This window comes from Acidovorax sp. SRB_24 (assembly GCF_012931925.1).
The window spans coordinates 26,427-48,019 of record NZ_MWOM01000010.1; the positions used below are offsets into that span (position 1 = coordinate 26,427).

A 21,593-nucleotide genomic window follows, 5' to 3' on the forward strand; every position below is an offset into this window, starting at 1 on the left:
TTGAGCTTGAGGTTCTCGCGCAGGAAGAAGGTCTGGTCGGGCGCCAGCAAAATGGCTTCGGGCTGGTCGATGCGGCTCACGCGCACCAGGCCCCGGGCTTCGTCGCGCACTACTTCCCAGCTGCGCAGCAGCGCGGCCTGCCACCACGGCAGGTCGGCGGGGGCGGGCTCGGCGCTGTCGCCGGAGACGCGCGCGTTCATGCGCCGGGTGGCGGCGGCCAGCGCCACGGCGTTCTGCACGGGCAGGTCGTCCACCTGGCGCACCAGGTCGTCCAGGCGCGCGAGCAGGCCGGCGGTGTCGGTCACGTTGGTGCTGGCGATGCGGTCGAGGTCGCGGCCGATGGCGCGCTGCACCGGCGCCAGGCGCGGCTGGGCGGCGCGCTCGATGCGCTGCTGGGCATTCTGGAGCGCGGCCACCAGCGGCTCCAGGCTGCCCGTAAGCCGCGTCTGCTGCTGCGCCATGCGGACCGCCGACTCGATGTCCACCACCAGGGTTTCATCGCGCGAGCGCGACAGGCTTTGCATCAGCTCTTCGAGCTGGCTGCGCTGCAGGGCGACTTCGCTGAGCCGGGTTTCCGCCACGGTGAGGCGCGCGAGCGCCTGGCTGACCTGGTCGCGGGCCTGGCGCGCCATGGTGCGCGCCTCGATCGCCTGGGTGCCGGCGTCGGCGCTCTGGCGCGCCAGCTGTTCCTGGATCGTGCTGAGCTTTTGCCACAGCAGGCTGGCACTGACGAGGGCGGCCACGGCGACCGCGCCCACGGCGTACAGCGCGATCCGGGGCGCGCCCGGGGCCGAAGTCTGCGGCGCTGGCACGGCCGCCGACGGGGGGAAAGGCTCTGCTGCGGGCAGGTCGGGGGTGGGCGCGGCGCTCATGGGGCCGATTCTATCGAGGCAGCCACATCGGCCAGCGCGGGCCGGCATTCGCGCACGCAGCCAAAACCGGCCGCGCGCGCGGCCTGCGCGATGCGCGGGTGCGTGGCCAGGGCCCGTGCCTGGCCCCAGGCCTGGCCCGGCAGGGCGGCGCACAGGTGCGAGAGCGCCTGCGAGCTGCTCAGCAGCCACAGCGAGCCGTCGTGCGCCGCCTGCTGCGCCAGCGCGCGCTGCGCGGCGGTGAATTCGGGCGCGCAGCGCGTGTAGGCGACAACGAAGTCCACCTCGGCGCCCGCGGCCCGCAGCTGCTGGGCGAGCCACTCGCGGCCCGAGCCGTCGGCGGGGGCACCGGCTTCGGCGCCGCGCACGACCAGGATGCGGTCGCGCGGCGCGACCTGGCCATGGACCTGCGCCCACAGCGCCTCGGACTCGAACTGCGCGGCGTCGGCGGCCGGCTGGTCGATGCAGTCCGCCGCCAGGCCCAGGGCCTGCAGCGTCTGCGCCGTGCCAGGGCCGGGCGACCAGACTCTTGTTTTGATAGCTGCTTGCGCTTGTCCAGCAAGGGTTTGAACCGTTTTTGGATCAAAAAAATGCTGGGCCGCATTGCCGCTGACCACCATGATGGCGCGGTAGCCTGCGGCACGCTCGCGCGCCGCTTGCAGCGCCGCGGCGTCGGCGGGCGCGGCGATGGCGATCAGCGGCAGGGCCTGCGCGGCCAGGCCGCGCGCCTGCAGCGCAGCGACCCACTGCAGCGCCTCGCGCTCGGGGCGGGTGACGAGGGTGCGCGGCGCGGCCACGGCCTGGGTCAACCTGCGCCGCCGGCGCGCAGCTGCGCCGCCACGGCTTCGCCCAGGGTGTTGGCCTGCTCCAGCGCAATCGCCGTGCCGCGGGCGTGGGCGCGCACCAGCGGCCTGCGGCCGTCGGGGTCGCCCCAGGCGGCGTCGAGGTGCAGCGTCGTGCCTTCCAGGCGCGCATGGGCGGCCAGCGGCATCGAGCAGCTGCCGCCCATGCAGCGGCTGACGGCGCGCTCGGCCGTCACCGTGATCCAGGTCGGCAGGTGGGCCAGCGGCGCGAGCGCCTCGACCAGGTCGTGGCGGTCGCTGCGCACCTCGATGCCCAGGGCGCCCTGGCCCGCGGCGGGCAGCATCTCGGCGGGCTCGAAGACGGCGCGGATGCGCCCGTGCAGGCCCAGGCGCTTGAGGCCCGCGGCGGCCAGCACGATGGCGTCGTACTGGCCCTCGTCGAGCTTGCGCAGGCGCGTGTCGAGGTTGCCGCGCAGCGGCGCGATCTTCAGGTCGGGGCGCAGCGCTTGCAGCAGCACCTGGCGGCGCAGGCTCGAGGTGCCGACCACGGCGCCCTCGGGCAGCTCGGCGAGCGCGGCATAGCGCGGAGAGACAAACGCATCGCGCGGGTCTTCGCGCTCCATCACGCAGGCCAGCGCAAAGCCGGGCGGCAGCTCCATCGGCACGTCCTTGAGCGAGTGCACGGCGATGTGGGCGCGGCCGTCTTCGAGCGCGGTTTCGAGCTCCTTGACGAACAGCCCCTTGCCGCCGACCTTGCTCAGGGACCGGTCCAGGATCTGGTCGCCCAGCGTGGTCATGCCCAGCAGCGACACGGCGTGGCCGCGTGCGCGCAGCCGCGCTTGCACATGTTCGGCCTGCCACAGAGCCAGGCGGCTTTCGCGCGTGGCGATCACGACGGGGGGAAGTTGGGAATTCACGGGCAGCGTCACGCAGAGAAGAGGATGCGGGAATGCTAGCATGCTGCGCTGCAGCAGCCACCCCCCGCCACCCTTGCCGTGGCGCCCCAGGAGACACTTGCGTGAGCGTGAAAAAAACAGATAAGGACCAGCCCCTGATCGAGGACATCCGCCTGCTCGGGCGCATCCTGGGCGACGTGATCCGCGAGCAGGAGGGCGTGGCCGCGTTCGACCTGATCGAGCAGGTGCGCCAGCTCTCGGTGGCGTTTCGCCGCGACGCCGACCAGGAGGCCGACAAGGCGCTCAAGAAGCTGCTCAAGGGCCTGTCGGCCGACCAGACGGTGAGCGTGATCCGCGCCTTCACCTACTTCAGCCACCTGGCCAACCTGGCCGAGGACCGCCACCACATCCGCCGCCGCACCATCCGCGAGCGCGCCGGCGACACGCAGGAGGGCAGCATCGAGGTGGCGCTCTCGCGCCTGCGCTGGGCCGGCATCGCGCCGGGCACCGTGGCCCAGACCCTGGCGAGCAGCTACGTCGCGCCGGTGCTCACCGCGCACCCGACCGAAGTGCAGCGCAAGAGCATCCTCGACGCCGAGCGCAGCATCGCGCAGCTGCTCGCCGCGCGCGACGACATCGCCGAGCGCGCCCAGCTCTACAACGCGGCCAAGGACGCGCTCACGCCGCGCGCACTGGCGGCCAACGAGGCCCAGCTGCGTGCCCACGTCGCCCAGCTGTGGCAGACGCGGCTGCTGCGCTACACCAAGCTCACGGTGGCCGACGAGATCGAGAACGCGCTCAGCTACTACGAAGCCACCTTCCTGCGCGAGATTCCCAGGATCTATGCCGACCTCGAGCGCGAACTGGGCGTGCCGCACGTGCACAGCTTCCTGCGCATGGGCCAGTGGATCGGCGGCGACCGTGACGGCAACCCCAACGTCGGAGCCGACACCCTGGTGCAGGCCCTGCGCCGCCAGAGCGAGGTGGCGCTGCGCCACTACCTGACCGAGGTGCACCTGCTGGGCAGTGAGCTGTCGATGTCGGCCCACCTGGTGGGCGTGACGCCCGAGATGCAGCAGCTCGCCGAGAGCTCGCCCGACACCAGCGAGCACCGCCAGGACGAGCCCTACCGCCGCGCGCTCACCGGTGTCTATGCGCGCTTGGCCGCGACGCTGCAGCAGCTCAGTGGCGGCGAGGCCGCGCGCCACGCCGTGGCGCCGCAAAACGCCTATGGCGATGCCGTCGAATTCCTGGCGCAGCTGCACACCATCGCGGCCTCGCTGCAGGCACACCACGGCGCGGCGCTGGCGGCGCCGCGCCTGCACCCGCTGATCCGCGCCGTCGAGGTGTTCGGCTTCCACCTGGCCACGGTCGATCTGCGCCAAAGCTCCGACCAGCACGAGCGCGTGGTGGCCGAGCTGCTGGCCGTGGCGCGCATTGCACCCGACTACGCCGCGCTGCCCGAAGAGGCCCGGCGCGATGTGCTGATGCGCCTGCTGCAGGACGCGCGGCCGCTGCGCGTCATCGGCGCGCAGTACACGGCGCACACCCAGGCCGAGCTGGCGATCTTCGAGACCGCGCGCCAGATGCGCCAGCGCTACGGCGCGGACGCCATCCGCCACTACATCATCAGCCACACCGAGGCCGTCAGCGACCTGCTCGAAGTGCTGCTGCTGCAAAAGGAAGTGGGCCTGGTGCGCGGCACGCTCGATGCGCAGGCCCAGGCCGACCTGATCGTGGTGCCGCTGTTCGAGACCATCGAGGACCTGCGCAACGCCGCGCCCATCATGCGCGAGTTCTATGCGCTGCCCGGCGTGGCCGCGCTGGTGCGCCGCGGCGGCGGCGAGCAGGACATCATGCTGGGCTATTCGGACAGCAACAAGGACGGTGGCATCTTCACCAGCAACTGGGAGCTGTACCGCGCCGAGATCGCGCTGGTGGCGCTGTTCGATGCGCTGTCCACCGGCGCCACGCCGATCCGCCTGCGCATGTTCCACGGGCGCGGCGGCACCGTCGGGCGCGGCGGCGGACCGAGCTACCAGGCCATCCTGGCGCAGCCGCCGGGCACGGTGCGCGGCCAGATCCGCCTGACCGAGCAGGGCGAGGTGATCGCCTCGAAGTACGCCAACCCCGAGATCGGCCGGCGCAACCTCGAGACGCTGGTCGCCGCCACGCTTGAAGCCACGCTGCTGCAGCCCACGAAGCCGGCCACGCCGGCGTTCCTCGACGCGGCCGCGCAGTTGTCGCAGGCGAGCATGGCGGCCTACCGCGCGCTGGTCTACGACACCCCGGGCTTCACCGACTACTTCTTCAGCGCTACGCCGATCCGCGAGATCGCCGAGCTCAACATCGGCTCGCGCCCGGCCTCGCGCAAGCCCTCGCAGAAGATCGAAGACCTGCGCGCCATTCCGTGGGGCTTCAGCTGGGGCCAGTGCCGGCTCACGCTGCCGGGCTGGTACGGCTTTGGCGCGGCGGTCGAGGCGTTCGTCAACGCGCCCGGCCAGGACCCGAAGGCGCAGCTGGCGCTGCTGCGCAAGATGCACCGCCAGTGGCCGTTCTTCAGCACGCTGCTGTCGAACATGGACATGGTGCTGGCCAAGAGCGACCTCGCGCTGGCCTCGCGCTACAGCGAGTTGGTGTCGGATGCGCGCCTGCGCAAGAAGGTGTTCACCGCCATCGAGCAGGAATGGCACCGCACGGCCGACGCGCTGACGCGCATCACGGGCGACAGGCAGCGCCTGGCGCACAACACCGCACTGGCGCGTTCGATCCGCCACCGCTTTCCGTACATCGACCCACTGCACCACCTGCAAGTCGAGCTGATCCGGCGCTGGCGCGCGGGGCAGAGCGACGAGCGCGTGCAGACCGGCATCCACATTTCGATCAATGGCATTGCGGCAGGTTTGCGCAACACCGGTTGAGCGGCCCGGGCGACGCCGGTGGGGCGGCTTTCCGGTCGGGCATCAGCTATCGTAATGATAGCTTCAAACGCTTGCTGAATAAGCGCTGGAGGCCAATTTGGCTTGTATCCAGTGCGTGCGGTCCGGCGCAGGTGCAGTGCACGCCGCACGGTCCGCACCGCGCGCGGTGTCAGTTGCCCAGCAGCTCGCCCACGGCGTTCAGGTCTTCCACGCGGTCGCAGATGGCCTTGACGCCCATCATGATGGGAATGCCCAGCAACAGCCCCCACAGCCCCCAGAGCCATCCCCAGGCCAGCACGCTGACGAACACGGCCACCGGGCTCATGCTGCTGGTGCGGCTGGTGAGCCATGGCGTGAGCAGGTTGCCCACCAGCGTGTGGATGACCAGCGAGGCGCTACCCACCGCCAGCGCCATGTCGAAGGTGCCGAACTGCAGAAACGCCACCAGCGCCGAGGCTCCGGTGACGATGATGGAGCCGATGTAGGGCACCAGGTTCAGCACCCCCGCGAACACGCCCCACACCGCGGGGTTTTGCAGGCCCAGCGCCGCATAGGCCAGGCCCGTGGCCACACCGACGATCACGCTGGTGAGCACCTGCACCAGCAGGTAGCGCTGGATCTGGCCGGAGATCTCGTTGAGCACGTGCACCGTCACCTTCTTGCGCTCCAGGCTCGGGCCGGCAATGCGCACGAGCTTGCGCCGGAACACATCGCCCGAGGCGAGCGCGAAAAATGTGAGGAACACCACCACGGTGAACTGGCCCACGGCCGAGAGCAGGCCCATGGTGCCGCTCCAGAGGTAGGCGCGGATGTTGAGCGGGGCGCTCTCGATCTGCACACGCTGCACGCCGCGCTTGGTCGCCGGCGGGGCGGCATTTTCGGCGGCAGCCTGCTCGATCTGGGTGGCCGCCTTTTGCACCGTCTCGAGCGTGCTCGGGGTTTTGTTTCCCGATTGCTCGCGCAGCTTGTCGCGCACCTTCTTGGCGGCCACGGGCAGCGACTCGACCACCTGCGACGCGCCGTCGCTCAGCTGCCAGGCGGTGGCGCCGAGCCCGCCGACGATGCCCAGCAGCAAGAATGCCGCGCCCAGCCAGCGCGGGATGTGCCAGCGCTGCAGCACCGTGACCAGCGGCGAGAGCGCGCTGGTCAGCAGCACGCTCACGGCCACCGGGATGAACACCGCGGCGGCCCAGTGCAGCACGGCAATGCCGGCAAACAGCGCCAGCAGCGCCAGCGAGAGGCTGCGCACGTCCACGGGCGCGTTGAACTGGTACGCGGGTGGCGGTTCGGGCTCGGGCTCGAGCGGTGCATCGGTGTGGGTGTCCAGGGCCTTGGCCTCGGACGGCGGCGCGCTGGCGGGGGCCGCAGAGGCACCGGGGTCCAGCGCATCCGCACCTGCGGCCGGCGGGACGGGGGAAGTCAGTGCATGGGTCATCGCGGCATTGTGGGGCCGCGGCGTGGCGCGGCTGCGTAGGCCTGCGCCGCATTGCACAGCGGCCGCTCTCCGTGTCCAGGCCGCTGGCGCCCGCCGGGACAGTCGCCAGGAGATGCTATTGATTTTATAGCTTTATGCGCTTGCCTGATGGGCGCAAGAGGGCAAAAAGGCTTCAAAAACAGCGGCGGGGGGCTGCCGCCATGCGCTCAGTGCAGCATCAGCGAGCCCGCGCTCTTGCTTTTGCCGGCACGCGCCGGCGGGTTGCACAGGCCGCAGGTGTAGTGGCGGTTTTCGTACAGCTCGGTGACAAACTGGCCGTGGCACTGCGCGCATTGGGTGCGCGTGAGCATGCCGGCATCGACGAACTTGATCAGGCGCCAGGCCCGCGTGAACGACAGCAGGGGCTCGACCTGGGCGATCTCGATCTGCTCGGTGTAGAGGCGGTAGGCCTTGGTCAGCAGGTCCACGGCATCGAGGTCCACGCCCTTGGAGAGGTACTCGTAGATGTTGAGGAACAGCGAGCTGTGGATGTTCTCTTGCCAGGTCAGGAACCAGTCGGTCGAAAACGGCAGTTGCCCCTTGGACGGCGACTTGCCTGCGACTTCCTTGTAGAGCCGGATCAGGCGCTCGTACGACAGCGAAGTCTCCGATTCGAGCACCTGCATGCGCGCCCCCATCTCGATCAGCTTGGCGGCGCGCTCGATCTGCCGGGATTCTTGGAGCACGCTCTTGGCGGGGGCCTTGACCGCGCTTTTGGCGGCAGTTGGGGCGGAGGTCTTGGCTTCGGGGGCGGCGCTGGCGGTCATGTCGGCTTTTCTGAAAGGGCGGTGGATGGGGCGGTGTGCTCAGAGCACTTCCGAGACGCGGCTGGCCATCAGGATGTTGGCGTGCAGCGTGTTGGTGGCCTCGTTGCCGACCTTCTTGGGCGTGTTGTGGTTGGTCAGCAGGCTCCACACCAGGTTGTCGTCCACCCGGAAGCTGCAAAGAAGGGTGTTTCTGCTGGCCAGTTTCATCACTTGCGCGGCCGACAGCGAGACGAGAATATCGGCAGCGTCTTCGTTCAGTCCCAGACGGAACACTGCCTCGGCCTTGTCCTGGCGGATCAGGGTCTGGGCCAGCATCAGGTAGGTCAGGTTGGCTTCGCGGATCTCGGCCAGCAGTTGTTCGTTCGTCATGGTGCAATCCTTTTTCGGTTCGGGCCGCGCTGCCTGTTGCGTTGCGCGATCCGTTGAAATGGATTGTGAATTCGCCCCAATCAAAAATTAAGTCGGGGCGTGGCTATGCCGCGTGTCTGGTCGGGTGGCCGCCCTTGTAGGAGTTTGCCCTACACGCGGTGCAGGCTGCCACACCTGCGCTCGAAGGCAGGGCCTGCTGCGGCGGCGCCGCTGCGCCCCTTCAGCCGCGCTCGACCGGGCGAGCCGGGTCGCTGCACCATTCGCTCCAGCTGCCGGCAAACAGCGTGGTTTTTCCGAGCCCGGCCAGCTCCATGGCCAGCACATTGGGGTTGGCCGTAACGCCGCTGCCGCAGTGGTGCACCACGCCCTCGGGCGCCCGCCCGGCCAGCAGGGCCTCGAACTCCGCGCGCAGCACGGCCGCGCTCTTGAAGCGCCCGTCGGGGCCGAAGTTGTCGGCGAACGGCCGGTTCAGCGCGCCCGGGATGTGGCCCGCGACGGGGTCGAGCGGCTCGATCTCGCCGCGGAAGCGCGGTGCGGCACGCGCGTCGATCACGGTCTGCCCGGGCTCCTGCATGTGCGCCAGCACCTGCTCGGCGCTGGCCAGGCGGCGCAGCGGCTCGCCGAGGCGGAAGTTCGTCTGGAAATGGGCAGGCTCGCTGCCCTGCGCCACGGCGCCGCCGGCCGCCTGCCAGGCCGGCAGGCCGCCGTCGAGCACGGCGACGGCGTCGTGGCCCACCCACTTGAGCATCCACCACAGCCGGCCGCAAAAGGCCGAGCCATTGCGGTCGTACACCACGGCCTGCATGCCGTTGGCAAAGCCCACGCTGGACAGCCAGATCGCGAACTTCTCGCGGCTGGGCAGCGGGTGGCGCCCGCCCGAGGCCGGCGTGTCGGTCTGCGTGACGGTGATGCTGCCGTCGGCGCCCGGCGTGCCGTGCAGGGCGCTGAGGGCGTGGTCGAGGTGCGCGTACACGGCGCCGGGGATGTGGGCGGCCAGGTACTGCTGCTCGCCCTCGCCGGGCTGGGCCATGTCGAAGCTGCAGTCGAACACCATCAGTGGCGAGCCGCTGGCGAGCAGGGCCTGCAGTTCGGGGGCGGAGATCAGGGTGGTGTAGGTCATGGGGGTTCTGCGCAGTGAAAGGCGATGGCCCCCATTGTGTCCAGATTGCGCAAAACCCAAGCTGTCAACAGGCTCTAGTGTTCCTCGGCGGGGGCGCCCGGGGCGGCGCGTGCGCGCAGCACGGTGGCCACGATGCCGCTGCCCATGATGAGGGCCATGCCGAGCCAGCCGATGGGCGGGATCTGGTCGCCAAACAGCAACACGCCATAGAACGCCGCGAAGACGATGCCCGAGTACTGCAGGTTGGCCACCACCAGCGTGCCGCGCTGTGTGCGCGCATGGGCATAGGCGCGCGTCATGCACAGCTGCCCGCCCGCGGCCAGCACGCCGATCGGCAGCAGCCACAGGCCGGCGGCAAGGCCCGGCCAGGGCGAGGTGCCGGTCAGCAGCAGGGCCGCGCCGCCGGCCAGCGTGGAGCCGACGGCGAAGTAAAACACCGTGCGCGTCTCGGGCTCGCCCAGGCGCGACAGCGCCACGACCTGCATATAGGCAAAGGCGGCCGACATGCCCGACAGCAGCCCGACGACCCCCGCGAACACCTGCTCCTGGCTCTGGCCGATGCTGGGGCGCAGCATCATCACCACGCCGACAAAACCTGCCAGCACCGTGAGCACCAGCGGCCCCTGCAGCGCGGGGCGCGCCGCAGCGTCGGTGGGGCGCCAGGCCAGCAGCGTGCCGCCGACCAGGAAGGCGGCGATCCAGACGCTGCTCATGTAGTTGAGCGTCATGGCCGTGGCCAGCGGCAGATGGGCAATGGCATAGAACCAGGCGCCCAGCGAGGTGACGCCGATCAGGCTGCGCCAGGCGTGCATGCCGGGGTAGCGCGTGGCCAGACGGACCCCCTGCGAGCGCGCCAGCAGCCACAGGACCACCATGCCGATGATGCCGCGGTAGAAGACCAGCTCGGCCGAGCTGAAATGCGCCGACGCGATCTTGACGCACACGCCCATGCTGGCAAACAGGAACGCGGCCAGAACCATCCAGAGGGCTTGCATGTGGGGAGATTTGGAAGTGAAAATAGCTGCAAACGCTTGTCAGACAAGCGCTCGCAGCTATTGTAATAGGAGTGCTGGCGGGGCGTGTGGCGTTTAACGCTGCGGCACGGCGGCGCCCATGGCGTCGCGGTACCACTCGTGAAAGTGCTGCATGCCGTCTTCCATGGGGCTTTGGTAGGGGCCGACCTCGTTGTCGCCGCGCTCGAACAGGGCCTTGCGGCCGGCGTCCATGCGCTCGGCGATCTCGTCGTCTTCGAGGCAGGTCTCCATGTAGGCGGCCTGCTGCGCCTCGACAAATTCGCGCTCGAAGGCGGCGATTTCTTCGGGGTAATAGAACTCCACCATGTTCAGCGTCTTGCCGGGGCTGACCGGGTGCAGCGTGGAGACGGTGAGCACATGCGGGTACCACTCGACCATGATGTGCGGGTAGTAGGTCAGCCAGATCGCGCCGCGCTCGGGCAGCTTGCCTTCGCGGTACTTCAGCAGCACCTCGTGCCATTTCTTGTAGACATCCGAGCCCGGCTGGCCGAAGGTCGAGGCCACGCCCACGGTCTGCACCGAGAACTGCTTCTGGAACTCCCACTGCAGGTCGTCGCAGGTGACGAAATTGCCCAGGCCGGGGTGGAAGGGCCCGACGTGGTAGTCCTCCAGATAGACCTCGATGAAGGTCTTCCAGTTGTAGTGGCACTCGTGCAGCTCAATGCGGTCGAGCGCAAAGCCCTCGAAGCCCAGGTCGGCGCGCGGCCCCATGCGGGCCAGGTCGGCGGCGATGTCGCGGCCGTTGTCCTCGAACAGCAGGCCGTTCCACTCGCGCAGCGGGTAGTTGCGCAGGTTCAGGCAGGGGTCGTGCGTGAAATGCGGCGCGCCCAGCAACTCGCCGCCGGGGCTGTAGGTCCAGCGGTGCACGGGGCAGACGATGTTGCCGCCCGCGCTGCCCTTTTGCTGCGCCTGCAGCGAGCCGCGTCCCTTCAGCATGATGGCCTGTCGGTGGCGGCAGACGTTGGAGATCAGTTCGACCCCGCCGTGGGGGTTGCGCACGAGCGCGCGGCCCTCGCCCTCCTGGGGCAGGGCGTGGTAGTCACCCACTTCGGGCACGCTCAAGGAATGCCCCACATAGCGGGGCCCGCGCTGGAAGAGCAGTTCCTGCTCGCGCTGGAACAGCGCCTCGTCGAAGTAGCTTGAAACTGGTAGTTGGCTTGCGGCCTGCTGCAGTCGAAGACTTAAATCAGACATGGGTGACCTGACCTAAAGACTCCCCACAGGGAGAACGCGCACTGGGCGCTGGAGGAAAAAAATAAACCGGCTTGGCGCCGGCTACAAGAGGAATGGGATTATAGGAGGTGGGGTTATTGGACGCGCCATTCCCGTGAAACCCATCCGTGTATTGGCGCCGGCGCGCGCCGGCGCCAGGCCGCGCACCGGGGAGGTGCACGGTATCGGCCTAAAATTGGCCGCTTTACCTTCGCCTGACCCGTCCTCCCATGCCCAAACCCAAGACCGACGACCCGGCCAGCTACGAGGCTGCGCTGGAAGAACTGGAGCAGCTGGTGGGCCGCATCGAATCTGGCCAGATGCCGCTGGACCAACTGCTGGCCGGCTACCAGCGCGGGGCCGTGCTGCTGGCCTTCTGCCGCGACCGCCTCGAAGCCGTGCAAGACCAGATCAAGGTGCTGGACGACGGCGTGCTGCAGCCATGGACCCAAGAATGAACGGCCTGCGCAGCGCACGCAGCGCCCCCGTGTTTGACCTGCCGGGCTGGAGCCAGGCCCGTTTGCAGCAGGTGGAGCAGGCGCTCTCGCGCTGGGTTGGCACCGATGCCCCCGCCGGCTTGGGCGAGGCCATGCGCTACGCCGTGCTCGACGGTGGCAAGCGCCTGCGCCCGCTGCTGGTGCTGGCCGCGCGCGACGCCGTGGCCGCCGCCGATGGCGGCGTGCGCCAAGTGCCGCTCGACGATGCCGCGCTGCGCGCGGCCTGCGCGGTCGAGCTGATCCATGCCTATTCGCTGGTGCACGACGACATGCCGTGCATGGACAACGACGTGCTGCGCCGCGGCAAGCCCACGGTGCACGTGCAGTTCGGCGAGGCGCGCGCGCTGCTTGCGGGCGACGCGCTGCAGGCGCTGGCCTTCGAGCTGCTCACGCCCGAGGGCCAGGCCGTGCCCGCCGCGGTGCAGGCCGCGCTGTGCCGCCTGCTGGGGCGTGCCGCGGGCTCGGCCGGAATGGCCGGCGGGCAGGCGATCGACCTGGCGAGCGTCGGCCTGGCACTCGATGAAGACCAGCTGCGCCAGATGCACCGCCTCAAGACTGGCGCCCTGCTGCAGGGCAGCGTGATGATGGGCGCGGCCTGCGGGCGCGCCGACGCCGCCGCACTGGCGGGCCTGCAGGCCTATGGCGCAGCGCTCGGCCTGGCGTTCCAGGTGGTGGACGACATCCTGGACGTGACCGCGGACTCGGCCACGCTGGGCAAGACCGCCGGCAAGGACGCCGCCCACGAGAAGCCCACCTACGTCTCCCTGCTCGGGCTGGAGGGCGCGCGCGCCCATGCCCAGGAGCTGCTGCACGACGCCCACGCGGCGCTCGACGCCACCGGCCTGCCCGAGCGCGGCGCGCTGGCGGCCCTGGCCGACATGGTGGTGAACCGGTCCCATTGAGGCCGGTGGTTTTCATCCAATTGACTGCTGGCGCTTGCCCGGAAAGCGCTGACAGCTATTTAATCGATAGCAATGCCCACAACGTCCTTTCCCCTGCTGCAGACCGTGAATGACCCGGCGGACCTGCGCCGCATGTCCCGTGCCAACCTGAAGGTGCTGGCCGCCGAGCTGCGCGCGTTTGTGATCGAAAGCGTCGCGCAGACGGGCGGGCACCTCAGCTCCAACCTGGGCACCGTGGAGCTGACCGTGGCCCTGCACCATGTGTTCGACACGCCGCGCGACCGGCTGGTGTGGGACGTGGGCCACCAGACCTACCCGCACAAGATCCTGACCGGGCGGCGCGAGCGCATGGCCTCGCTGCGCCAGCTCGGTGGCCTGTCGGGCTTTCCGCAGCGCGCCGAGAGCGAATACGACACCTTTGGCACGGCGCATTCGAGCACCAGCATCTCGGCGGCGCTGGGCATGGCCCTGGCCGCCAAGCGCAAGGGCGAAAACCGCCACGCCGTGGCCATCATCGGCGATGGCGCCATGACGGCGGGCATGGCCTTCGAGGCGCTCAACAACGCGGGCGTCGCCGACTGCAACCTGCTCGTGGTCCTCAACGACAACGACATGAGCATCAGCCCGCCGGTGGGCGCGCTCAACCGCTACCTGGCCCAGCTCATGAGCGGGCAGTTCTATGCCGCGGCCAAGAACGTCGGCAAGACGGTGCTCGGCCCGGTGCCGCCGCTGCTCGAACTGGCCAAGCGGCTGGAACAGCAGGCCAAGGGCATGGTGGTGCCGGCGACGCTGTTCGAAAAGTTCGGCTTCAACTACATCGGCCCCATCGACGGCCACGACCTGGACTCGCTCATTCCCACGCTGGAGAACATCAAGGGTCTCAAGGGGCCGCAGTTCCTGCACGTGGTCACCAAGAAAGGCCAGGGCTATAAGCTCGCCGAGGCCGATCCCGTGGCCTACCACGGTCCGGGCAAGTTCGATCCGGCCGTCGGCCTGGTCAAGAGCAAAGCCCCGCCCAAGCAGACCTTCACCCAGGTGTTCGGCCAGTGGCTGTGCGATATGGCCGCGCAGGACAGCCGCCTGGTGGGCATCACGCCGGCCATGCGCGAGGGCTCGGGCATGGTCGAGTTCGAGCGCCGCTTTCCCGAACGCTACTACGACGTGGGCATTGCCGAGCAGCATGCCGTGACCTTCGCCGCCGGCATGGCCTGCGAGGGCGTGAAGCCCGTGGTGGCGATCTACTCCACCTTCTTGCAGCGCGGCTACGACCAGTTGATCCACGACGTGGCGCTGCAGAACCTGCCCGTGGTGTTCGCGCTCGACCGCGCGGGCCTCGTGGGCGCCGACGGCGCGACGCATGCCGGCGCCTACGACATCGCGTTCGTGCGCTGCATTCCCAACATGGCCATGGCCTGCCCGGCCGACGAGCGCGAATGCCGCCAGCTGCTCAGCACCGCGTTTGCGCAGAACCAGCCCGTGGCGGTGCGCTACCCGCGCGGCGCGGGCGTGGGCGTGGAGCCGCTGACCAGCCTCGAGGGGCTGCCCTTCGGCAAGGGCGAAGTGCGCCGCACGCGCCAGGGCACCGGCCCGCAAGGCACGCCGCGGATCGCCATCCTGGCCTTCGGCACGCTGCTGTACCCGGCGCTGCAGGCGGCCCAGGCGCTCGACGCCACGGTGGTCAACATGCGCTGGGCCAAGCCGCTCGACGTGGACCTGCTGCTGGAGGTGGCGGGCGAGCACGACGCCTTGGTCACGCTGGAAGAGGGCGCCATCCTGGGCGGCGCCGGCAGCGCGGTGCTGGAGGCCCTGAGCGCCGCGCAGGTGCTGCGCCCGGTGCTGCAACTGGGCCTGCCCGACGTGTTCATCGAGCATGGCGATCCGGCCCAGTTGCTGGCGCTGCAGGGCCTCGACGCTGCCGGCATAGAGCGCTCCGTGCGCGCCCGTTTTCTGCAGAGCGAACGCGGCTGTTGATCGGTGCCGCGAAGCCTGCCCGGGGGAGGGGCAGGCTTTGTCTGGCGATCTCCCTTGAGGCTTGCAAAACGCTGAACGCGTTGGGCCAGCAGGCCCGTGTCGCGGGAAAACCCGCAGGCCTGGCGGCGATGCAAGTTTTTACAATGTTCCACCGCTGATACATTGTTTCGTCACGCCACCGTCATGCGTGGCGTTTTCTTTTTGGCCTTTCCTTTCCGGAGTATTTTTCATGGATCGTCGTTCAATCCTTAAGCACGCTGGCGTCGCGGGTGTGCTGGCCGCAGGTGTCGCACCGGCGGTGCATGCCCAGGCGGCAGTGCGCTGGCGCATCGCCGCCAGCTTCCCCAAGTCGCTGGACACGATCTATGGCAGCGGCGAAATGTTCGCCAAGACCGTCAAGGCCCTCTCGGGGGGCAAGTTTGAGGTGTCGCTGCACGCCGCGGGCGAACTGATGCCGGCGTTTGGCGTGGTCGATGCGCTGCAAAACGGCACGGTAGAAATGGCGCTCACGGCGCCCTATTACTTCACCGGCAAGGACTCGATCTTTGCATTCGGCTGCGCCGTGCCCTTCGGCCTGAACGCGCGCCAGATGGATTCGTGGATGGAGCACGGCGGTGGGCGCAAGCTCATGGACGCGTTCTATGCCAACTACAACATCAAGAGCCTGAGCGCCGGCAACACCGGCACGCAGATGGGCGGCTGGTACCGCAAGGAAATCAAGACCACCGCCGACCTGAAAGGCCTGAAGATGCGCATGGGCGGCGGCTTGTTTGGCGAAGCCATGCAGAAGCTCGGCGTGGTGGCGCAGAACATGCCCGCGGGCGATGTCTACCAGGCACTCGAAAAGGGCACGCTCGACGCCGTGGAGTTCGTCGGCCCCTACGACGACGAAAAACTCGGCTTCAACAAGGTGGCGCCGTTCTACTACTACCCCGGTTGGTGGGAAGGCGGCGCCGAGCTGGCATTCTTCATCAACAACAAGGCCTATGCCGCGCTGACGCCCGAGTTCCAGGCCATCGTCGACGCCGCTGCAGCCGTGGCCGCCCGCGACATGACGGCCAAGTACGATGCGGTCAACCCGATCGCCTTGAAGAAGCTGGTGGGCGCGAAGACCCAGCTCAAGGCCTTCTCCAAGGAACTCATGGACGCCGGCTTCAAAGCGTCAATGGAAGTGTTTGCCGAGCACGAGGCCAAGTCGGCCGAGTTCAAGAAGATCCACCAGAGCATGCGTGCCTTCCAGCGCGACCAATTGCTGTGGGCGCGCTATTCTGAACTGCGCTTCGACAACTACATGTCTTCTGTGAAGCTGTAAGCCTTCCGCACCGAACGGCGTACGGGTCCAGCATTTCACTGCATGTCCGCACCCATGACCGGCGACCCAGTCCCCTTGCACGGCGGACAGGGTCGCCATTTTTTTGGCTTGCCGTACCGGGCCAGCCCTTCATTACCTTTCTTCAGGAGAATTGCCATGGATCGTCGCTCCCTTATCAAGAATGCCGGCATCGCCGGCGTGCTGGCCGCCGGTGTGGCACCGGTGGTCCATGCGCAGCCGGTGGTCCGCTGGCGGCTGGCGTCGAGCTTTCCCAAATCGTTGGACACCATTTTCGGTTCGGCCGATGTGTTCTCCAAAGCGGTCAAGGAGATGTCGGGCGGCAAGTTCGAGGTCTCGGTGCATGCCGCCGGTGAGCTGATGCCGGCGTTTGGCGTGGTCGATGGCGTGCAGAACGGCACCGTAGAGATCGCACACACCGCGCCGTACTACTTCTTCGGCAAGAACGAGGCCTTTGCCATTGGCGGTGCGATTCCGTTCGGCATGAACTCGCGCCAGCTCACGGCGTGGATCGTCGACGGCAACGGCGGCAAGCTGATGCGTGAGTTTTATGCCAAGTACAACATCGTCAACTTCGTCGGTGGCAACACCGGCGCGCAGATGGGCGGGTGGTTCCGCAAGGAGGTCAAGTCGCCGGCCGACATCAAGGGCCTGAAGTTCCGCGTGGGGGGCTTTGCCGGCAAGGTCATCGAGCGCATGGGCGGCGTGCCACAGAACATTCCCGGCGGAGAAATCTACCAGGCGCTGGAGAAGGGCACGATCGACGCGGCCGAGTGGATCGGACCCTACGACGACCAGAAGCTGGGCATCAACAAGGTGGCACCGTATTACTACTACCCCGGCTGGTGGGAAGGCAGCTTGAACCTGGAGTTCTACATCAACGACAAGGCCTTCAATGGCCTCTCGAGCGAATACAAGGCCATCGTGCAGGCGGCCGCCCACGAAGCCCATGTGGTGACGCAGGGCCGCTATGACGCGCGCAACCCGGGCGCGCTCAAGCAGCTCGTGGGCGCCAAGACCAAGGTGCTGGCGTTCCCGCAGTCGGTGATGGATGCCTCGTTCAAGGCCACCATGGAGCTGTACGCCGAGCTGAGCGAAAAGAACCCCGACTGGAAGAAGATCTATGGCGACTACCGCAACTTCCAGCGCGACCAGGTGCTGTGGTTCCGCTTTGCGGAGGCCAGCTTCGACAACTTCATGCAGCGCCAGAAGCTGTAGGACCCTGGATCCCCCCGGGTGGCTCACTGCCACCCTTTCGGCCCCGCTCTGCGGGGCTTTTTTTGTTGGGTTCAGGCCCTGCCTGGGTGCAGATGTTTCAGCATTGCTGTCAAAAAGATAGCTTGATGCGCTGGTCCAGCAAGGGTTTGAGCCTCAAAAGACCATAAAAAAGGCCCCATTGCATGGGGCCTGGATTTGGGGGCTTCAGCGCCTGGACGCTGGGCTCACTTGCTGTCGCGCTGCACCGCGTCTTGCGCCGCCTTGAGCGGGTCGTCCGCAGGCGGCTCCGTCCCTGATGGCTCCTGCGGGCCGGGCGGCGTGGCGAAGGGGTCGTCCTGCGGGTGGTCCTGCGGGTCGGAGTGGAGCATGTCCGATTCCATCTGCTGCTGGATCTTCTCCATGTCGTACACCTCGGGCTTGTCCAGGCCGCTGGAGACGATGCCGGGGAAGGCAATGATCAGGCCCACCATGACGATCTGGATCAGCACGAAGGGCACGGCGCCCCAGTAGATCTGCATGGTCGTGATCGGCTGGATCAGCTTCTTCGTGAGCTTGTCGGTGTAGGCCACGGCGGGCGCGACGCTGCGCAGGTAGAACAGCGCAAAGCCGAACGGCGGGTGCATGAACGAGGTCTGCATGTTCACGGCCAGCAGCACGCCAAACCAGACCAGGTCGATGCCGAGCTTGTCCGCCACGGGCGCCAGCAGAGGCACCACGATGAACGACAGCTCGAAGAAGTCGAGGAAGAAGGCCAGGAAGAAGATCATGATGTTGACCACGATCAGAAAGCCGACCTCGCCGCCGGGCAGGCCGCTGAGCAGGTGCTCGACCCAGCGCGGGCCGTCCACGCCCTGGAACACCAGGCTGAAGATGGTCGAGCCGATCAGGATGAACACCACGAAGCACGACAGCTTGGTGGTGGTGTTGAGCGCCTGCTTGAGCAGCGAGAAGCTCAGGCGCCCGCGCACCATGGCCATGGTGAAGGCCCCCAGTGCGCCCATGGCCCCGCCTTCGGTGGGCGTCGCCACGCCCAGGAAGATGGTGCCCAGCACCAGGAAGATCAGCAGCAGCGGCGGGATCAGCACGAAGGTCACGCGCTCAGCCATGCGCGAGAGCAGGCCCATGCGCGTGACCTTGTTGACCATGGACAGCACAAAGGCCAGCGCCACGCCCACGCACATCGACACGACGATGGTTTCGTCCTTGGGGACGCTGGTCACGGCTTCGCCGGTCCACCAGCTGTGCACGTCGACGATGTGGTGGGCAAAGAACAACGAGGCCCCCACCGACACCACGGTGAGCACCAGCAGCGAGGGCAGGCCGCTCTTGCCGTCGTCTTCGCGGATGGTGCGCGCCTCGGGCGGCAAAGCCGGGACCCAGCTCGGTTTGAAGATGGCCAGTGCGAATACGTACAACGCATACATGCCCGTCAGCATGAAGCCGGGAATGAAGGCGCCCTTGTACATGTCGCCCACGCTGCGGCCCAACTGGTCGGCCAGGATGATGAGCACCAGCGAGGGGGGAATGATCTGCGCCAGCGTGCCCGAGGCGGCAATCACGCCGGTGGCAATGCGCCGGTCGTAGCCATAGCGCAGCATGATGGGCAGCGAGATCAGGCCCATCGAGATCACCGAGGCGGCCACCACGCCGGTGGTGGCCGCCAGCAGCGCGCCGACGAAGATCACCGCGAGCGCCAGGCCGCCGCGCACCGGGCCGAACAGCTGGCCGATGGTGTCGAGCAGGTCCTCGGCCATGCCGCTGCGCTCCAGGATCAGGCCCATCAGCGTGAAGAACGGGATGGCCAGCAGGGTGTCGTTCTGCATGATGCCGAAGATGCGCAGCGGCAGTGCCTGCATCAAGGCCTCGGGCAGCACACCCATTTCAATGCCGATGAAGCCGAAGAAAAGACCGCAGGCGCCCAGACTGAACGCGACCGGGAAGCCAAGCAGCAGGAAGACGATGAGCCCGCCGAACATGATCGGCGCGAGGTTTTGGGTGAAGAATTCCATGGAATGTGCTCCGCTCAGTCGGCCTTGTGGGCGGTGGTACCGTTGCCTTTGGCGGCCTCGGCCAGGCGGCGGATCGATTCGGCAAGCTCCTCCTCGGCGGTCTTTTCCGCTTTCTTGGCGGTGGGGTCGTCCATGAGGCCCTGCAGGAAGGCCAGGCGCTTGATCAGCTCGGACAGGCCCTGCAGCATCAGCAGGCCAAAACCCAGCGGCATCATGGCGTAGACGGGCCAGCGGACCAGGCCACCGGCGTTGTTGGACATTTCGCCCGACAGGTAGCCTTTGAGGAAGAACGGAATGCCATACCACAGCACCGCCAGGCACATGGGCGTGAGGAAGAAGGCAAAGCCAACGACGTCGATCCAGATTTGCGTGCGTTTGGACAGGCGGCTCGATACCACGTCCACCTTGACGTGCTCACCCTGCAGCAACGTGTAGCCGGCCGCGAGCAGGAATGCTGCCGCAAACAGGTACCACTGCACTTCGAGGAAGGCATTGGAGCTGTAGTTGAACGCCTTGCGCACCACGGCATTGACGCCGCTGATGACGGTGGACGCGAGGATGAGCCAGATAACGTATTTACCGACCTGGCCGTTGAGCCAGTCGATGCCTCTGGAGAGTCTGATGAGGGCTTGCATGGGGTCTCCGAAAAAGCCTGCGTGCACAAAAAAAGATCCGCCACCGCTCCATGGCGGGCGAATCAGCAAATTGTTACGAACGCGCGATTCTACGGAGCAATACCGGCCGAGACTGACGGGTGCGTGACGGGCGTGATTGGTGTTATCCCCGACATGCTCCAAGGTCTGCGGTGCGGTGCCTGTACGGTGCAGGCCGCCCCCTTCAAAGCGCTCAGGGCGCTGCGCCGTGTGGCGTCAGCGGCTGCGTGGCGCACTGCGTGCGGGCTGCAGTTTGCGGTAGACCGTGGCGCGACTGATGCCCAGAGCGCGCGCGGCGTCGGCCACGTTGCCGCGCGCGTCCTGCACCGCTTTGCGGATCAGCGCGGTTTCTGCGTCGCGCAAGCGCGCGTGCGTGGCTCTAGCGGTGCCGTATACCCGGGCGGCATCGGCATGCGGCTGCGCCAGGCCCTGCAGGCGCAGGCCCGACCACAGCGGCAGGTCCAGCGGCGCAGCCAGGTGGCAGTGCGCTGCGTCGAACACCAGCGGCCAGGGCAGCGCCAGCCAATCGGCGCAGTGCAGGCGCTGGCCCGCGGCCGCCAGCGGCAGCAGTTGCCGTGCCAGGCTGTTGCAGCCCACCACAAAACCCTCGGCGTCGAGCGTGAGCAGACCGTCGGCTTCGCCGCCCAGTGGCGCACCGGGCCAGTTCAGGCGCAGCAGCAGGGCGTGCGGCAGCTGCAGCAGCAGCGCGTCTTCGATGGCGCGGGCCGACCGCGCCACCAGATGGCGCAGCTCGGGGCGCTCGGGCACGTCGACGCCGGTCAGGTCGAGCATGCCCACGCATTCGCCGCGCGGACCCTGCAGCGGTGCGCCCGCGCAGCTGTAGCTGCTGTTGCCATCGAAAAAATGCTCGCCGCGGTGCAGCCACACGGGCTGCAGCTCGGCCAGCGCCGCGCCAATGGCGGTGGTGCCGACGGCAGCTTCCGACAGGTCCAGCCCCACGCGGCCAATGGCCCGTGCGCGGGCATCGGCGCGGTCGAGGGGGCCCTGCACATCGACCACCACGCCATGCGCATCGGTCAGCAGCGTGAAACAGCGCATGCCCGCCACGGCGCGTGCAAGCTGCGCCTGCACGGGGCGCGCTGCGCGCAGCAACGTCCTGTGAGCGTCGGTGCTGCGGCGCAGGGTGCTGGCGTTCACGGCATCGAACACCACCGCCTCGCCGGGCTGGCGCCCGCGGGCCAGGCAGCGCTGCCAGGATCGGACGATCCAGGGCGCCACGCCGCAGGCCTCGGCCGGTGCGCCGGCCTGCAGCAGGGCGCGCCGGGCCTGGGCGATCAGGGCGCTGCGGTCGGCGGGCGTGTGTAAGTCGGGCGCGAACATCGGTACCCCCGGGGTGGACGCCGGGGCCGCGGGCGGCGGCGACCGAGCGCAGGCTGCAGGGCATTCGCGCAGGTGCGCCGCAGCATGTTTCATTTTGAGAATACCTTGCGGGCCGCGGCAGAAATCTAGGGTTGTCCCTAGGGATGGCGGCCCGGGTGGGGCAGAAGATGCGCCTTGCCAATCCAGCCATCACCTCCAGAGGAGACA

At 68.2% G+C, this 21,593-nt stretch carries 18 protein-coding genes; 6 read left to right on the plus strand and 12 right to left on the minus strand.

Translation table 11 applies throughout. The features are described 5' to 3' along the window. The 3 genes from B2J89_RS05285 to hemC all read right to left on the minus strand — a co-directional run. On the minus strand, positions 1–872 hold an 872-nt coding region (locus B2J89_RS05285; RefSeq protein WP_240964744.1), incomplete at its 3' end, for a uroporphyrinogen-III C-methyltransferase. Beyond that, a complete protein-coding gene (locus B2J89_RS05290; protein ID WP_169168184.1) occupies positions 869–1,666 on the minus strand; it encodes a uroporphyrinogen-III synthase in 798 nt (265 codons plus the stop codon). The genes B2J89_RS05290 and B2J89_RS05285, both read right to left, overlap by 4 nt. An 8-nt stretch (positions 1,667–1,674) precedes the next feature. Continuing rightward, positions 1,675–2,631, minus strand: coding sequence for a hydroxymethylbilane synthase (gene hemC, locus B2J89_RS05295; RefSeq protein WP_169168185.1), 957 nt, complete (start codon positions 2,629–2,631; stop codon positions 1,675–1,677). Positions 2,632–2,696: 65 nt separating this feature from the next. Between hemC and ppc the strand changes: the two genes are divergently transcribed. Beyond that, positions 2,697–5,489 carry a phosphoenolpyruvate carboxylase gene (ppc, locus tag B2J89_RS05300; RefSeq protein ID WP_371809037.1) on the plus strand — a complete coding sequence of 931 codons (2,793 nt, stop codon included), beginning with the start codon at positions 2,697–2,699 and terminating at the stop codon, positions 5,487–5,489. 169 nt (positions 5,490–5,658) lie between these two features. Here the strand turns inward: ppc and B2J89_RS05305 are convergent, their stop codons facing one another. From B2J89_RS05305 to B2J89_RS05330, 6 genes are all read right to left on the minus strand, one after another. Then, positions 5,659–6,924 carry an AI-2E family transporter gene (locus B2J89_RS05305; RefSeq protein WP_169168187.1) on the minus strand — a complete coding sequence of 422 codons (1,266 nt, stop codon included), beginning with the start codon at positions 6,922–6,924 and terminating at the stop codon, positions 5,659–5,661. 206 nt (positions 6,925–7,130) lie between these two features. After that, complete coding sequence (gene flhC, locus B2J89_RS05310) at positions 7,131–7,730, minus strand: flagellar transcriptional regulator FlhC (protein ID WP_169168188.1); 600 nt, start codon at positions 7,728–7,730, stop codon at positions 7,131–7,133. Between the two features lie 39 nt (positions 7,731–7,769). After that, positions 7,770–8,099 carry a flagellar transcriptional regulator FlhD gene (gene flhD, locus B2J89_RS05315; RefSeq protein WP_169168189.1) on the minus strand — a complete coding sequence of 110 codons (330 nt, stop codon included), beginning with the start codon at positions 8,097–8,099 and terminating at the stop codon, positions 7,770–7,772. A gap of 220 nt (positions 8,100–8,319) precedes the next feature. Continuing rightward, positions 8,320–9,219 (minus strand): sulfurtransferase, encoded by a 900-nt coding sequence (locus B2J89_RS05320; protein ID WP_169168190.1) that lies wholly within the window; start codon positions 9,217–9,219, stop codon positions 8,320–8,322. A gap of 74 nt (positions 9,220–9,293) precedes the next feature. Further along, the gene (locus B2J89_RS05325; protein WP_169168191.1) at positions 9,294–10,214 is read right to left on the minus strand and encodes a DMT family transporter; all 921 of its coding nucleotides are present in this window, start codon (positions 10,212–10,214) and stop codon (positions 9,294–9,296) included. Between the two features lie 93 nt (positions 10,215–10,307). After that, positions 10,308–11,447, minus strand: coding sequence for an aromatic ring-hydroxylating dioxygenase subunit alpha (locus B2J89_RS05330; RefSeq protein WP_169168192.1), 1,140 nt, complete (start codon positions 11,445–11,447; stop codon positions 10,308–10,310). A 248-nt stretch (positions 11,448–11,695) separates the two neighbouring features. Between B2J89_RS05330 and xseB the strand changes: the two genes are divergently transcribed. The 5 genes from xseB (at position 11,696) to B2J89_RS05355 (ending at position 17,383) form a co-directional block, all read left to right on the plus strand. Next, a complete protein-coding gene (gene xseB / locus B2J89_RS05335) occupies positions 11,696–11,923 on the plus strand; it encodes an exodeoxyribonuclease VII small subunit (RefSeq protein WP_169168193.1) in 228 nt (75 codons plus the stop codon). After that, positions 11,920–12,864, plus strand: a complete 945-nt coding sequence (locus tag B2J89_RS05340) for a polyprenyl synthetase family protein (RefSeq protein ID WP_206041685.1) — start codon at positions 11,920–11,922, stop codon at positions 12,862–12,864. Before xseB ends, B2J89_RS05340 begins: the two co-directional genes overlap by 4 nt. 72 nt (positions 12,865–12,936) lie before the next feature. Continuing rightward, entirely contained in the window at positions 12,937–14,835 is a 1,899-nt protein-coding gene (gene dxs, locus B2J89_RS05345; protein ID WP_169168195.1) for a 1-deoxy-D-xylulose-5-phosphate synthase, read from the plus strand. Between the two features lie 229 nt (positions 14,836–15,064). Further along, on the plus strand, positions 15,065–16,147 hold the full coding sequence (locus B2J89_RS05350) for a TRAP transporter substrate-binding protein (protein ID WP_169168196.1): 1,083 nt from the start codon (positions 15,065–15,067) through the stop codon (positions 16,145–16,147). A gap of 156 nt (positions 16,148–16,303) precedes the next feature. Continuing rightward, positions 16,304–17,383: a TRAP transporter substrate-binding protein gene (locus tag B2J89_RS05355; RefSeq protein ID WP_169168197.1), complete on the plus strand. Its 1,080-nt coding sequence runs from the start codon at positions 16,304–16,306 to the stop codon at positions 17,381–17,383. A 224-nt stretch (positions 17,384–17,607) separates the two neighbouring features. Here B2J89_RS05355 and B2J89_RS05360 read toward each other — a convergent pair whose 3' ends face one another. From B2J89_RS05360 to B2J89_RS05370, 3 genes are all read right to left on the minus strand, one after another. After that, complete coding sequence (locus tag B2J89_RS05360; protein ID WP_169168198.1) at positions 17,608–19,392, minus strand: TRAP transporter large permease subunit; 1,785 nt, start codon at positions 19,390–19,392, stop codon at positions 17,608–17,610. A gap of 14 nt (positions 19,393–19,406) precedes the next feature. Continuing rightward, complete coding sequence (locus tag B2J89_RS05365; protein ID WP_169168199.1) at positions 19,407–20,027, minus strand: TRAP transporter small permease subunit; 621 nt, start codon at positions 20,025–20,027, stop codon at positions 19,407–19,409. Positions 20,028–20,261: 234 nt separating this feature from the next. Next, positions 20,262–21,386, minus strand: a complete 1,125-nt coding sequence (locus tag B2J89_RS05370; protein ID WP_169168238.1) for a helix-turn-helix domain-containing protein — start codon at positions 21,384–21,386, stop codon at positions 20,262–20,264. Positions 21,387–21,593: the final 207 nt, after the last annotated feature.